Here is a 14,305-nt window from a genome sequence, read left to right on the forward strand (position 1 = left end):
GCCGCCCCCGCGCCGCCGGACGCGGCGCCGTGCACGCCGGTGTGGCATCAGTTGCTCGCCAACCCGGGGTTCGACAGCGGCCGCGTCGCCTGGGTCGAGCTGGGGGGCACGCCGATTACCGAGGCGGCGTCGATGCCGATCGCGCCGCACGCCGGCGGCTGGGCGGCATGGCTGGCGGGATACAACGGGGCGAACGAACGCCTCGTACAGGCGGTCGACGTGCCGGCCGACGCCGCCGCGCTGCGCCTGCGCGGGTTCCGCTGCTACGTGACCGCCGACACCGACGGCGCGGGCGACGCGATCGAGATCCGCCTGCTGTCCGCCGGCGGCGCGCCCCTGGAAACCCTCGAACGCACGACCAATGCCGGCATCGGCACGGTGTGCTCGTGGACCTCGTTCGAACTGGCGGCCGCGGCACCGCACGCCGGCGAGCGCATCCAGCTCGACTGGTCCGCGACGACCGACGGCGCATATCCGACGAGTTTCTTCGTCGATTCGCTCGCGCTCGAAGCGCTCGCGTGTCCGTGACAACGATCGTTTCGCGCGGGCACGCGGCGAACCGAAGTGCATGGATCGCGCGCGGCCGCGTGCGCGATGCTCTGCGCACCGCACGCCTGGGAGTGAGCCGCATGCCGATTCGTCCGATCTACATCGTTTTTGTCACCGTAGCGCTCGCGATCACGCTCGCGCCGCCGCGCGCCGACGCGGGCAAGCGCCGCGTCGCCATCGCCCCGTTTGACGGACCGGCGCGACGCGCGACGCGGGCCCGCGCGACGGTCGTCCGCGCCGTGGCGGCCGAGCACACCGTCTTGCCGGATGCGGCGGTCGCGAGGGCGTGGCGCCAGCTCGGCGCCAAACGGCGGCGGCCGGCCGACTACGCGCGCGTCGCCCGCGCGGTCGGCGCCGACGCCCTCGTGACCGGCGTGGTGCGCGCGCGAGGCCGGCGCGCCACGCTGCGCCTGACAGTGCGCGCCGGCGCCACCGGCGAGGCGATCGACACGATCCGCGTGCCGATGCGGCGCGGCCGCCTGGCGCGCACGGCGTTTGCCGAGGATCTGGCCGACGCGATCGCGTGGGCCGAACCGGTCGACCGCGAGCCGCCGGTCGCCGCGCGACGCCGGAGGGCGACGGCCGCCGATTCCGGCGATGACGCCGCCGGCCCCGCGACGCCGCGAGTCGATGCGGCGCCGACCGAGTTGCGCGCGACGGCCGCGCCCGCCGCGCGCGTCACCGGACCGCGCGCGGCGGTGCGCGCCGGTCTGTCGGTCACCAGCCGCGACCTCACGTTCTCGTACCAGGCGTCGCTGGCGCCCGAGCAGCGGCCCGTCGCCTACGACGGCGGCCCGGTCGGCGGGGTGGCCGTCGCCGGCCGGGTGTATCCGAGCCGATTCGTGGACCGCGTTCCCGCGGCCGAGCACCTCGACCGCGTGGCACTCGTGTTCGAACTCGATCGCGCCGTGGGAATGCGGTCGCGCTACTCGGACGGCGCGATGGACTACGATCTACCGACCGATCAGAGCCGGTGGGGCGTCGGCGCACGCTATGTGCTGCCGCTTGGCTCGGTCGACGTCGACACAGGGATCGGCTACGGCCAGTTGCGCCACCACATCGACGACGGCGGCGTCGACCTGGGCGTGCCGGACGTCCAGTACCGGTATCTCGACGTCGGCGCGGCGGTGGCGGCGCCGGTCGCGAAACGCGTGTCGGCGCGCGTGTCGGCGCGCTATCTCGCGATCGTCGGAGCGGGAGAGATCGTGACGGCCAGCGCGTACGGTCGCGCCGCGGTGCGCGGGATCGACATGGACGCCGCGGTGGCCTACGCGATCGCACCGGAGGTGGATCTGTCGGCCGGCGTGCGCTACCTGCGCGTCGCGCTCGATTTCGACGGCACCGGCGACATGGCGACCGCGCGCGACGGCGACCCGGACCAGGACGTCGGGGGCGCGGCCGACCGCTACGTCGGCGGCTACGTCCAGGTCGGCTACGCATTCTGACGCGACACGGGCGCCGGCGCAGGTCACCGGCCGAGCAGGCGGCGCAACCAGCCGCGCCGCCGCGTGCGGTACTCGGCCTCGGCCGTCGCGCGCGCCTCGTCCAGTCCTGCGGCGTCGAGCTGCGCGCGGCGGCCGTACCAGTCGAGCGGCGGCGGCGCCCACCGGCGCGTCCCCACCGCGTAGTGAACGAGGTGCGTCGCGAGAATGGCGACCCGTTCGTCGCGTGGCAGCGACGGCAAGTCGTCGAGCGACAGGCCGCGCACGTAATACAGCAGGTAGATGAGGCCGGCGCGGAAGTCGGCGGGCGCGAGCACGTCGACCGCGAAGCCGCGGCCGTCCGGCACGACGACCGCGTCGATCTGCTCGAGATCCGCGAGCAGCGCGCGAAACCCCTCGGCCTCGGCCTCGCGTTCGAACTGCGCGATGATCATCGCCGCACCCGCGCGCGCGGGCGCGCCGCCGTGGACTGGCGCCCCCCGCGGGCGGCTGACCGGTACCGCGTTGCCGCGGGAGCGCGGAACGCTCGCGTCACCGGCCCGCCTCCGCGGGACCGGTGCGGCCGGGCGGCGCCCAGGTGTCAGCCGTAGGGCAACCGGCGAGCCCGACGGCCGCCGCCGCCTCGCGCAGGACGGCCGCCCGTTCGGCCGGCGGCAGCGCCGCCTGGCGCGCCATCAGCGCGCGCGCCTCGGCGGTGACGAGCGCGCGGCCCAACCACTGAGCGACGTGGATCTGGCGCGCGTTCGGGTCGACCTCGAGCGCGCCGGAGAGTCGCTCGGCGTGACAGATCTTGCGCACGTCGTCGGCGTAGTCGGCGTCGGGCGCCCGCCGGCGCGACAGACACGCGCCCAGCGCGACGGACGCCACGACCAGTGCCATGCGGGTGGACATCGTGCGCGAGCATACCCGCGCGCGCGGCCCCGCGCCTACGGCACGACGTCGCCCCAGTCGCCCGACCCGGCCACGAGGCCTCGAATCCAGTCGGTGAGGGTCACGCCGCCGCTCGACGTGGAGCCGACCGGGTCTTCGAGCAACCACACGTGGAGGCCGCTGTCGATCGTGAACACGCGGGCGTTGTCGTACGGCGCGAGAATCTCGTCGCGAAGCTGCGCGACGCCCTGGGCGAACACGGCCTCGTCCATCGGCACCTTCGGGTTGTCGCAGCTCGGATAGCCCCAGCCGACGAACAGCCGAATGACGCCGTCGCGCGTGCTGGTGATGATGCCGAACCGCCGGTCCGGGTACTTGGTCGCGTAAAACGGCGCGAGGGCCGACAGCCCGCCGGACTCGCGACACGCATCGCAGTCGGCCGGCAATGTCGCGTCGAGGTTCCACGTGGTGCGGACGATGTCCTGCAGACAGGGCGTGAGGTAGTCCGGACCGAGTGGCGGACCGGAGTCGTCGAGCAGGAGCACTTCCACGTCGTCGCCGAACGCCGACGCGACGCGATCGTAGTTGTATGCGGCACCGAACCCGCCGGCGCTCGACCCGGACAACACGACGACCTCCACATCCGGAAACATGGACACGAGCTGGTCGGTGTAGTGCCCCATGTTCGTGTAGCCGACCTGATTGCGCCCCTCGAACCCGTCGGGATTGGCGCCGGCGAAGATGTCACCGGTGCAGTACGGGATGAACACGTGGGTCCACGTGGCAAACGGGTTGTCCGGGTCGGCGCGGTTGAACACGCCCGCGTCGCCGCGCTCGGCGATGCCGGCGGCAAAGTCGTCGGCGCCGAAGCCGTTTTGGTGCGCCACCCCGGAGCAGGTGAACCGGTTGAAACAGGCGCCGCCGCCCTCCAAGAAGATGAGCAGCTTCGACGGGTCGGCGCCGATCCGGACCCCCATGCCGGTCGGGGTATCGTTCATGCACTCGGCGCCCGCCACGTCGATCCACTGCCAGGCGCCGGACGGCCCACCCCCGTCACCCGGCTCGGTGCTTCCGGCGTCGGTTCCCGGCTCGATCGCGGCCGCATCCGCCGACTCTCCATCGCCGTCCCCGACGTCACCGCACCCCAGTGTGAGCGCGAGCGCGGCAGCGAGCCCCCGCGATTTCGTCGATACACGTATCATCGAAGCACCTCCCGCGCGCAGGCTACGCCCGCCGCCGGCGCCGCGCCAGGGCGGAGTGGATGTCCGAGGCTATCCGCGCCGCGCTACGTCGTGCAATTCCGGACAGCCGCGCCGGATATCGGTGGGTTACGCCCGTCCAACGCACGCGTCACCGCTTCTTGCGGCGACGCCAGCGGGCAAGCAGTCCGCGCGGCTCGGCGGCGGGGACGGGCGGCGGCGGACCGGACGGCGGCGGACCGGGCGGCGGCGGACCTGCGGTCGCCGGCGGCTCCACCGCGCCGTGAGGTCCGGTCGGTTCGTCCGCGATCGAGTCGCCGGCTCCGAGCGACGGCATCGACGTGCGCGCCAGCTCCTGGTCCGCGCGCTCGCGGGCGTATTCGGCGCGAAATAGTTGCCGGAGGAACTGCTGAAGCTCCGCCGGTTGGAATCGGTAGCCGTCGAGCACGGCGCGCAAGTCCGACGCGAGGTCGGCCGCCGTCTGATACCGCTCCTCGACCGAGCGGCCGAGTGCGCGCAGCGCGATGCGATCGAGTTCCGGCGGCACGCGCCGATTGAACGCCGACGGCGGCGCGACCTCGGCCTTGCGCACCTTTTCCATCAGCGCGAACTCGGTGTCGCCGCGGAACAGCTTTTCGGTGGTGAGCACCTCGTGCAAGATGATGCCGGCCGAGAAGATGTCCGACCGCGCGTCGAGTGGCATGCCGCGAATCTGCTCCGGCGACATGTAGCTGAACTTGCCCTTGAGCACGCCGATCTCCGACGTGAACTTCATCAGCGCCTGGGCGATGCCGAAGTCGAGCATCTTGACGTCGCCGTCGTACGACAGCCGCACGTTCGACGGCGACACGTCGCGGTTGACGAGGTTCAACGGCCGGCCCGACGCATCGGTGAGATTGTGCGCGAAGTCGAGCGCCTCGGCGATGCGCATCGCGATGTAGACGGCGTGCGGCACCGGGATGCGCGAGCCGGTCTTTTGGCACTTGCGCAACAGCCGGGTGAGGTCGCAGCCGGCGATGTACTCCATCGCGATGTAGTGGCGGCCGGCGATCTGGCCCACCTCGAACGTGCGAACGATCGCGGGGCTCACCAGCAGCATCGCGAGTTGCGCCTCGCGACGGAACATGTCGACGAAGCGCGGCTGCCGCGCGAGCTGTGCGCGCATCACCTTGATGGCGAACAGCGTGCCGTCACCGTCACGCAAGCGTGCGCGGTAGACCTCGGCCATACCTCCGCGGGCGATCAGGCCGAGCAAGTAGTACTTGCCGAACTCGACGGGCTCGGCCGGCGACCCCGGTTCGAGCCGCGGTTGGACCTGCCCGTTGTTGCGCGCCATGCGATCCGCCCGACAGCGGGCGACTCTACCACGCCTCGGATCGCGACCCGCGGCCGACCGCCGCGCAGCCGTGCGGGGTCAGGTGGCCGCTCGCCCGCGGCCGCCGGGACGCGGTTCACAATGCGCGCACAGCCGGTGTAAGATGGCGGCACCGAAGGGGGGCCAAGCGAGCCATGGCGACACTGACGAAGGTAGGGATCACCGAGGCGCTGTGCGAAAACGGCGCTGGCATGTCCAAACGAGAAGCGGCCGAGTACGTCGACGCGTTCTTCCAGGCGATCAAGGACGCCCTCGTGCGCGGCGACACGGTCAAGGTCGCCGGCTTCGGCAACTTCATCGTGCGAGACAAAAAGGCGCGCGTCGGCCGGAACCCGCAGACCGGCGAGGAGATTCAGATCGCGGCCCGTCGCGTCGTGACGTTCAAGGCCAGCGACCTGCTCAAGCGCAAGCTCAGCCCGGAGGGCTGACTCGCCCGGAGGACTGATCCGATCGCTCGTGCGATCACGGCTGCCGGCGGCCGGTCACGCGACGCGCTCGACGTAGCCCGGTGGCGCGACCGCCCGGTACAGCCGGTCGACGGCGCGCTGCACGTCGGCCACGACGACCTCGCCACCGCCTCGCACGCCGATGCGGTGGTCCCCGGCGCGATCGTCGTAGTACACGCCGCCGTACGTCTCGACGTAGCCGAGCGCATAGCCGTGCAGCGCGATGCGGTACAGCATCCGCGCCAGCCAGTAGCGCGGCGCCCTGGCGGCGGCGCCGCCGCCGGCGCGCACCCAAACCGTGCCGTCGGGGCCGCTGTCGCAGACCACCCCGTCGACGTCGACCGGCAGCGAACCCGGCGGCGCATCCTCGTACGGCGCAAACGGCTCCGGCGGGACGGCCTCCCAACTCGCCGGCGGCGGTTGGGCGTCGGCGCCGCCGGAGTCGAACACCAGCGCGCGCCGTACGCCGCGCGCGGCGACCGCCTCGCCCGGCGGCACATAGATGAGATCGCCGCCGCACCACGGCGGCTCGCCGTCGACCACGACGGCGTAGCCGCCGCGCGGTGGCGCGAACGCATCCGGTTCGACCCGCAGCGACAGGGCGGCATCGCCGACCCGGCCGACGATCCGCTCGGACTCCGACATCAGGTCGAATTGCGCCAGCGGCACGTCCGCGGCGCCGTAGCGCTTCGGCCCGCCGGCGCGGGTCGCCGACGCACCCAAGGGCCGCTCCACCGGCTCACGCGGCACGCTCGTACACGCGACGAGCGACCAGCCGCAACGGCGCATTCCGGGAGCGAACGCCATCGGCGCGTACGGCGGCCGCAGCCGTCCCGGCCAGTGCAGAAACCCGTACGGGTGCAGCACGAGGTCGTGGACCCGGTGCTTGTAGCGCGCCACGTCGGCGCCCGTGTCGAAGTCGGAGATCAGCGTGAGCATCGGCATCGCGTCGACGAGCGGGTCGCCGGTCGCCATCGCGACGGCGTATTCGTCCGACACGTTGCGATGGGCGAAATACAGCGGCTCGGACGCGGTGGCGATCTCGAGTTGGGCGTCGCCGACGCGCGCGACGACGGTGAGGTGATGCTCGAACCGCTCCGGTCGCGCGACGAGTTCGCGCAGGTTGACGCGCCGCGCTCCCCCGGCCAGCGGCGGCCGATCCGCCGCGGGGAACTGCCAGTGCGAGGTCGTCGGGTGGCGCCGCACGGTCGCGTCTATCGTCGCACGTAGGCGCCCGCGCAGGTCGCGACGACCGCACAAAACACGATCCACCGCACCGCCGCCGGCGGCGCCCGCACGGCGAACCGCACGCCGAGTTGCGAGCCCACCACCGTGCTGGCGGCGAGTACCGCCGCCGGCCCCCACGCCACCTGGCCCGCGCGCGCGAACACCGCGAGCGCGACGACGCCGAACACGAGAGTGCACACCAGCTTCAGAGCGTTGGCGGCGGCCAGGCCGTAGCGCAGCGCCCCGCCGAGGACGCTGAGCAGCACGAAGCCGACCCCCGCCTGGACGAAGCCGCCGTAGACGCCGGCGGCCAGCAGGCCCGCGACGCCGGCGGGGCTGTCGCGCAGGCGGCGAGGCCGCGCGCGGGCGGGAGCGGTCACCGCGGCCGGCCGCGCCAACCAGAGCGCGGCCACCGCGACCATCGTGGCGAGCAGGACCGGCTTGAGGACGCCAGGCGGCACGCGCGACGCGAGCACGGCGCCGGCGAACGCCCCGGCCGCCGTCGGTAGCAACACCGGCGCGACCGCCGCCTCGTCGAGAGCGCCCGCGCGGCGAAAGCCGAGGATGCCGGAGATGGACTGGCTCACGACCGACAACCGATTCGTGCCGTTGGCGACGTCGGCGGGCAGCCCGAGCGCCATGAGCGCCGGCAGGGTGAGCATCGATCCACCGCCGGCGACCGTGTTGATCGCGCCGGCCGCGACGCCGGCCGCGACCACCGCCAGGTAGGTGCCGGCGCCGCCGTCGATCACGCGCTGAACCGCTCCCGAATCCACGGAACGACCGCGTCCATCAGCGCGTCCACGTCAGGCGCATCGCGCGCGCCGGGTTCGGCTGGCTCGAAGTAGTGGCGCGCGCCGGGAAACCGCAAAACCGTCTGGTCGTCCGCGCCGGCGGCCGCGGCGATCGGCTCCGCGTCGGTGCGCGGATAGATCTCGCGATCGCGACCGGCGAAGGCCAGCAGCGTCGGTTCGCGAATGCGCGCGATGTTGCGCACGAGGTCGGCGTTCGACGACAGAGCCGACCAGGTCGACAGCCACGCGCGCGGGGTGACGACTCGCGCGAACCCGAGGCGTTGGTAGTTCATCAGGTCCGGCCGCTCGCTCAGCAGCGAGCCGTAGTCGCGATCGGACGGGTCCAGATGGCGGTCCACGTAGTGGAGGTTCGCCATCGTCCGGTAGACGACCATCACCGGCTCGAACGCCGCGCGGCGCTCGAGCCGACGGCGCGCGGCATCCGGCAGATCCCCGGCCGCGCCCACCGCGGCGCGGGCGTCGGCGGCCCCGGCGATCAGGGCGCGGGCGCGCGCGTCGAGGCGGCGGACGCGGTCGAGCTGCGCGGCGCGGTAGCGCGCGACGAACGTATCGTCGTATTCACACCACTGCGGCGGCGGCCGAAACCCGTTGGCGGGATCGTACATGTCGAGCGCCGGATCGGTCGCCAGCGGGTTCTCCTCGTCGACGACGGCCGGATCGATGCACTGCGCCAGCACGTGCCCCTGCCCGCGGTGACACGCGACGAACACGAGCCCGTCGGCCGGCGGCATGTCGGCTGTCGCCAGGCGGGTCGGCGCGCCGCACGGGGCCGAGGCAATTCGATCCGCCGGCGGCTGCGACGCCTGCGCCTGATACAAGGCCATCAACGAGCCGCCGCCGCTGTTGCCGAACAGCACGACGCGCTCGACACCACGATGGTTGCGGACGAACGCAACCGCCGCCGCGACGTCCAACACGATCTCCTCATGGACGGTGTCGACGTCGTTGTTCGGGTTCCGCGTGTTCGCCGCCAGCACCCCGAAGCCGGCGTCCACCAGGCGCGGAATGCAATAGTGGTGGGTGAAGTCGACTCGCGGGTGCATGACGACGACCGCCGTGCGCGGCCGCGGCCGGGCCCGCGGCGTCCAGTACAGCGCGCGAAACTCGCGGAAGTCCGCGGCGCGCAGCACGAGCGACTCGACCTGCGCGTCGCGCGGCTTGCGGCGAAAGTGAAACGGCGCGCCGCCCCAATAGGTCTTCGAGATGAGGATCATCGCCCGCGACGGGCGTCACTGTACCGCAGCCGCGGCGGCGCCAGGCGCGGCGCGAGCCGCTCGACGGCGCGCGCCAACGCGGCGGCGTCCGCGCCGGCGGGGGCGGGCGCCGCTTGAAACGGCGGATCGACGACGAGCGTCGGGCCGAGCGAGCCGACGATCGGGGCGTTCGGCGCGGTGCCGGCCCGCTCGAATCGCACCTCGCCAGTCGCCAGATAGCCGAGCAGTTCCGGCTCCGGCGCTCCCGTGAACCGCAGCAGCGCGCCGAACGACGCCGCCCAATCGAGTTCGAACGACGCGCCGTCGGCCAGCGCGACGGCCGGCGCCGTCACGTAGACCACGGCCGCGGTCGAGTCCGGCAGCAACCCGGCGATCGCGACCACCGCCTCGCCAGGCTGCTCGCCCGGGCCGGCCATCGCGCCGATCGCGGTGAACGTCACCCGCGAGCCGTCGTAGACGACATCGATCGTGCCGGTGCCGGACTGGAACGGATCGCCGCCGAGCGTGCCCCACGTCGTGGAGAAGGAGCCGGACAGGTCGCCGCGCGGCACCATGCACGGCGGGCCGGTGAGCGGGTCGTCGATCGCCGCGGGCGCGCCGGCGAGCGCCTCGCGCACGCTGTCGCCACGGGCGCGGACGAATGCGCGCATGTCGTCGATCTCGGCGTCGAACGCATCGCGGCCGCCGGTCGCGTCGACGACGTCGGCAATGAGCGCCTGCATCCGATCGATTTCCGCGAGCCATGCGTCCGGATCCCACTGGTCGGCCAGTTCGCGGAGGCGGGCCAGGTAGCGGGCGCGCGTGTCGGCCACGTTGTACAGCCGGCGCGCGAGGTAGCCGCTGCCGAACACCGCCGGCGCGTCGCCGTGCAGCACCGCGTCCGCCCCCCAGGGCACGAACCGGAACCGGCCGTCCCCCGGGTCCGCGTAGACGTAAAAGTTGTTGCGGTTCCCGGCATAGCCGTCCCAGTGGGCGACGAACACCTCCGCGGCCCAGAAGTCGATGTAGTCGTCGATGTCCACCAGCGGGTCGAGGGCGTCGAGCAACTCGACGTCGGACGCCCCTTCGAGCGCGCCGACCATCGCGTCGATGTCGCTGAAGTCGGCCGCCGCCTCGTTGTTCTTCTTTTCGAACGTCCCCTTCCACGACGTGCGGAAGTCGGACAGCGTCCCCTCGTACAGATTGCCTCCGTCGCCGGCGAAGTGCCGGCGCAAAAAAGGCGCCTTGATCGGCTCGACGTTGGCGTAGACGCCGAGGTCGCGGCCGTTGACGACGACGTGCGCGAAGTTGCAGCGCGGGGCCGGCACACCGGCCCAGGCCATCACCGCGTACCCCATGCACGCGTTGATGTACCCCGGGTCTTGCCGCTGGTTGTTGAGTGTGAGGCGCTTGAGGCCGCGGTAGCGCTGGTCGGGCGCGTATTCGTTGAACTTGATCTTGAGCGACGGCTTGTCGACGCTGAGCGAGCCGATGAAGCCCTTCTTGCGGACGCCGACGTCCATCGGCGCCGTCCAGCCGTCGATGGTCACCGTCGCCGGGAAGTAGGTCCACGGCTTCGCGAACGGCTGTGCGGCACAATCGGCGCCGAGCAGCACGTCGAACAAGGTGCGGGTCTGATGGCGCAGCGCGTCCCAGTCGGCCGCGGCCATGTCGATCTCGATCTGCAGGACGTGGTTCGGGTCGTAGACCGCGTCGGACTCGTCGATGCCGGCGTCCGGCCGCACGGCGCCGGCATCCGGCCCCGGCGGACCGGGCAGCCCTTCGTCGGCGCCGCAGGCGACCGCGGCCGCCGCCAACACGGCCCGCCAGGCCGCGCGCGCAGAACGACACCCCACCATACGGCCGAGTATTGCGAACGCCGTGCCGCGCGTATGTACGCGACACCACGCTTGGCGCGGCGTCGGAATTCCCGCCGCTGTCGGATTCGGCGGCAGCGGGTGCCGGCGCGCGCGACGCCGGCTGGCGATCACCCGCGCGTCACGACGTCGAGCAGATCCCGCAACATGCGGTAGGTCAGGCCCCACACGTCGTGGCCCTCGTAGCGCCAACACGGAAACTCTCGCTCGACCGGCCCGAGGCGGTAACGGTGCGTCGCGTCCAGTTCGCCGGCCACCGCGCGATCGAGCGGCAACCAGAACGCGGCGGCCGCCTCGGCGTTGAGCGCCAGCGGCGCCGGCTCGACCAGCTCGAACACGAACGGGACGATCGCGAGGGGCAGCACCGCGCCGCGCGCGATCGCGCGGGTCGGCGGCAGGCCGCCGAGCAGGCGCCCGCGGCGCGCGAGGTCGAGGCCGACCTCCTCGCGCGTCTCGCGGATCGCGGTGGCGACCAGGTCCGCGTCGACCGGCTCCTCGCGGCCGCCCGGCAGCGACACTTGCCCGCTCCAGCGGTCGCCGGGTCGAGTCGCCCGCTTCATGAGCAGGACGTCCGGCGCGTCGCGGTCGAAGCGGAGTATGGCGGCGACGGCCGCCCGCGCCGGAGCGCACGTCGGCGGCGGCGGCAGGCGGCCGCGGAGCCGGGTCTCGAACTGTCGCTTGCTCAACATCACGGCCGCGCGTGGGCGCGGCGTGTCTGTAGCACGGCCCGCGCGCGCCGTCAGCTCACCGCCTTGAGCAGGTCGCTGCCGCGCTCGGCGGGCGCCACCGCGCCGCGCGCGGTGACGATATCGTGGGCCGAGTGCGCGTCGAACTCGTCCGTTCCGACCACCTCCGATGGCCCGCGGAACGCCTGCCACGCGGCGGCGAGTTGCCGCAGCGGGCGACCGCGCGTGTCGGCGGTCGGGAACATCAGCTCGCCGGCGGCGTTGAGCGCCTGCACGGCGATGTTGCGCTCGCGGTCGAACGGAATGCCGAGCGCGACGAACGCCTCGCTCAGGGCGGCGATCTGTTTGCGGCGCCCGCGCTCGAGCACCTCGCGCGCGTCGATGCCCAGCACCTCGTAATCCGGCTCGAGCTGCTTGTTCTCCCACATCGCCCAGAACAGGACGCGGCACTGGAACGTGAGCATCATGCTGATCTGGCGCCGGCTCATGTCCTTCATCAGCATCGGCAGGTATTGCATGCCGAGCCCGACGTGGCGCGCCTCGTCGCGCTCGTAATAGGTCAGCAGCTCGGACAGGACCGGCTCGACGTTCAACTCGCGCACCGTCTGAAACAGCGTGAGCGCCAGCGTCTCGATCATGAGTTGCATGCCGAGCAGCTTGTAGGCGAGCTTGTCGGTGTCGAGGACGAGCTCGAGCAGAGCCTCGGGCGCGCGGTCCATCGGTTCCGGCTCGAACCCGATGGCGCGCAGGTAGTCGTACATGACGTAAAAGTGGCGGGCCTCGTCGTGCGCCTGGCTCGTCGCGGCCATCTTGGCCTCGAGCGGCTCGAGCCGGTCGGCGAGTTGGGCGGAGATCCGCCACGCCGCCAGCTCGCCCCACAGGATGATGTTGAATAGCCGGCCGAGCGCGCGCTGCGTGTCGGCCGGGATCTGCGGCCGACCGTGCTTGTCGATCAACATCTGGAGGATCTGCTTGCCGTCCCACGCCAGTTCCTGCCCGCGGTGGTAGATGCGCTCGCACTTGGCGAAGCGCTTGGCTTCCGCGGCGCTGCGCTCGAGATCGAACATGCCGTACGGAATGTGGCGGCTGCGGTTGCGCTTGCGCAGAAACATGGCTACTCCTTCAGCTTTCTTTGTGATGCAGGTACAACAGACACATGGACGTGATCTCCGCGGCGAGCCGGCGCGGCGGTACGGGCGGCGGCGCGTCGTCGTGCAGGCAGTGGGCGTGCAGCGCGCTGAGCACGAGCCACACCGCCACGCGCACGCCGACTTCCGGCTCGGGGTGGTCGAGCGTCTCGCCGCGGCGGTCGAGAAGCGCGAGAACGCGCTCGGCCACCGCGTCGCCGAGGCGGCGGCCGACCGCGTCGAGGTCCGGGTCGTCGGCGGCAGCGAGGGAGATTGCGCGAATCAGCCGGCGACGCTGGACGAACACGTCGACGAGGAACGCCACGCACGACTCGACGACGTCGCGTAGCGAGTAGCCGTGCCAGCGCGCCGGATCGAGCACCGCGCAGGCCGTGTCGACCGCCTGACGGTAGAACCGATCGGCGACGCAACGCAGCAGGGCCTGCTTGTCGGGAAACCGGTTGTAGAACGAACCCACCGACGATTCGGCGCGGCGCGCCACCTCGGCGACGGTCGCGCCGTCGAGGCCGCGCTCGACGATCAACTCCTCGGCCGCGTCCAGCAGGCGCTCGAGGGTCTGCGCGCTGCGCGCCTGTTGCGGCGGGCGTACCCATTCGAGCGGCTGGAGCGGCGGCGTCACGACAGGACCAGAATCAGAATGTTGATTCTAATCTCGAGCGGGCCTCCAGTCAAGTGCGCCTTCGTCCTGCGGGCGGGCCGCCGGGGACCGGCTCGCCCAGCCGGCGCGCGCGTAGGGCGGCCGCGACGGCCGGTCCGGACGGCCACCGCAGGGCGGCGGTAGGACGGCGAACTACACCTGCGCACACATATAATGTTGGCTGCCCTCTCCGGCCTGGGGTTCGGAGGCTCCGGCGACCGCTCCGGGCGAGCGCCCGGAGGGCGAACTTTCGCGCGATTACGGCGAACCCGGATCGGATCCGGTCTTGCAACTCGCAAGCGATGCCATGACACGAACCTGCCGGGTCCTCGTCCTGTCCGCCGCCGCCCTCGTCGGCCTCGCCGGCCAGCCCGCCCCCGCCGCCGCGGGCAAGCGGATCGCCGTCCTCGAAATCGAGGGCGCCCGCTCCGACGCGCTGCGCAAGCAGGTGGCGTCGGTCGTGAGCCGGCGCCACCGCGTGCTGTCGCCGCGGCAGTATCACCGGGCCGCGCGCAAGGCGCATGCGACGCGGCTGCGGCCGATCGACGTGCGGCGCGTCGCGGCGCTGCTGGACGCCGACGGCATCGTCGAAGGCATGTTGGTCGCCGAAGACCGCGGGTACGTGCTGCGGCTGCGGCTGCGCGAGGGCAAGACCGGACGGACGGTGCGCAAGTTCACCGTGTTCTTGCGCGAACCGCGCATGCCGAAGAAGATCCGCGCACAGCTCGCCGACAAGATGTACGCGGCCATCCGCGGGCTCTCGCCGCTGGCGGACGACGTCGCCGACGACGGCGCGGGGTTCGATGAGCGCGGCGACGACCGGCGCGCGCGGCGCCGCGAC

The 14,305-nt window shown here is 72.5% G+C and carries 15 protein-coding genes; 4 read left to right on the top strand and 11 right to left on the bottom strand.

The window, feature by feature from the left end:
* A partial coding sequence (locus D6689_16745) for a hypothetical protein (protein ID RMH39366.1) occupies window positions 1-528 on the top strand: 528 nt, incomplete at its 5' end.
* On the top strand, window positions 525-1,994 hold the full coding sequence (locus D6689_16750; protein ID RMH39367.1) for a hypothetical protein: 1,470 nt from the start codon (window positions 525-527) through the stop codon (window positions 1,992-1,994). The genes D6689_16745 and D6689_16750, both read left to right, overlap by 4 nt.
* A gap of 23 nt (window positions 1,995-2,017) precedes the next feature.
* On the opposite strand, the gene D6689_16755 is transcribed toward D6689_16750, so the two are convergent.
* From D6689_16755 to D6689_16770, 4 genes are all read right to left on the bottom strand, one after another.
* On the bottom strand, window positions 2,018-2,425 hold the full coding sequence (locus D6689_16755; GenBank protein RMH39368.1) for a hypothetical protein: 408 nt from the start codon (window positions 2,423-2,425) through the stop codon (window positions 2,018-2,020).
* A gap of 97 nt (window positions 2,426-2,522) precedes the next feature.
* Window positions 2,523-2,882, bottom strand: coding sequence for a hypothetical protein (locus tag D6689_16760; GenBank protein ID RMH39369.1), 360 nt, complete (start codon window positions 2,880-2,882; stop codon window positions 2,523-2,525).
* Between the two features lie 35 nt (window positions 2,883-2,917).
* Window positions 2,918-4,063, bottom strand: coding sequence for a hypothetical protein (locus D6689_16765; GenBank protein RMH39370.1), 1,146 nt, complete (start codon window positions 4,061-4,063; stop codon window positions 2,918-2,920).
* A 148-nt stretch (window positions 4,064-4,211) separates the two neighbouring features.
* Entirely contained in the window at window positions 4,212-5,396 is a 1,185-nt protein-coding gene (locus D6689_16770) for a serine/threonine protein kinase (GenBank protein ID RMH39371.1), read from the bottom strand.
* A 182-nt stretch (window positions 5,397-5,578) separates the two neighbouring features.
* Between D6689_16770 and D6689_16775 the strand changes: the two genes are divergently transcribed.
* Entirely contained in the window at window positions 5,579-5,863 is a 285-nt protein-coding gene (locus D6689_16775) for an integration host factor subunit alpha (GenBank protein ID RMH39379.1), read from the top strand.
* Window positions 5,864-5,917: 54 nt separating this feature from the next.
* Here the strand turns inward: D6689_16775 and D6689_16780 are convergent, their stop codons facing one another.
* From D6689_16780 to D6689_16810, 7 genes are all read right to left on the bottom strand, one after another.
* The gene (locus D6689_16780) at window positions 5,918-7,087 is read right to left on the bottom strand and encodes a hypothetical protein (protein ID RMH39372.1); all 1,170 of its coding nucleotides are present in this window, start codon (window positions 7,085-7,087) and stop codon (window positions 5,918-5,920) included.
* Between the two features lie 8 nt (window positions 7,088-7,095).
* Complete coding sequence (locus D6689_16785; GenBank protein RMH39380.1) at window positions 7,096-7,857, bottom strand: sulfite exporter TauE/SafE family protein; 762 nt, start codon at window positions 7,855-7,857, stop codon at window positions 7,096-7,098.
* Window positions 7,857-9,137: a hypothetical protein gene (locus D6689_16790; protein ID RMH39373.1), complete on the bottom strand. Its 1,281-nt coding sequence runs from the start codon at window positions 9,135-9,137 to the stop codon at window positions 7,857-7,859. The genes D6689_16785 and D6689_16790 overlap by 1 nt, the downstream gene beginning before the upstream one ends.
* On the bottom strand, window positions 9,134-10,975 hold the full coding sequence (locus D6689_16795) for a hypothetical protein (protein RMH39374.1): 1,842 nt from the start codon (window positions 10,973-10,975) through the stop codon (window positions 9,134-9,136). The genes D6689_16790 and D6689_16795 overlap by 4 nt, the downstream gene beginning before the upstream one ends.
* A gap of 128 nt (window positions 10,976-11,103) precedes the next feature.
* On the bottom strand, window positions 11,104-11,685 hold the full coding sequence (locus D6689_16800) for a CoA pyrophosphatase (GenBank protein RMH39375.1): 582 nt from the start codon (window positions 11,683-11,685) through the stop codon (window positions 11,104-11,106).
* Window positions 11,686-11,732: 47 nt separating this feature from the next.
* On the bottom strand, window positions 11,733-12,791 hold the full coding sequence (locus D6689_16805; GenBank protein RMH39376.1) for a ferritin-like domain-containing protein: 1,059 nt from the start codon (window positions 12,789-12,791) through the stop codon (window positions 11,733-11,735).
* Window positions 12,792-12,801: 10 nt separating this feature from the next.
* A complete protein-coding gene (locus D6689_16810; protein RMH39377.1) occupies window positions 12,802-13,446 on the bottom strand; it encodes a TetR/AcrR family transcriptional regulator in 645 nt (214 codons plus the stop codon).
* Window positions 13,447-13,771: 325 nt separating this feature from the next.
* On the opposite strand from D6689_16810, the gene D6689_16815 reads away from it, so the two are divergent.
* The coding region (locus D6689_16815; protein RMH39378.1) for a hypothetical protein at window positions 13,772-14,305 on the top strand (534 nt) is incomplete at its 3' end.

Source organism: Deltaproteobacteria bacterium (assembly GCA_003696105.1).
In the GTDB taxonomy this organism is placed as follows: domain Bacteria; phylum Myxococcota_A; class Polyangia; order Haliangiales; family J016; genus J016.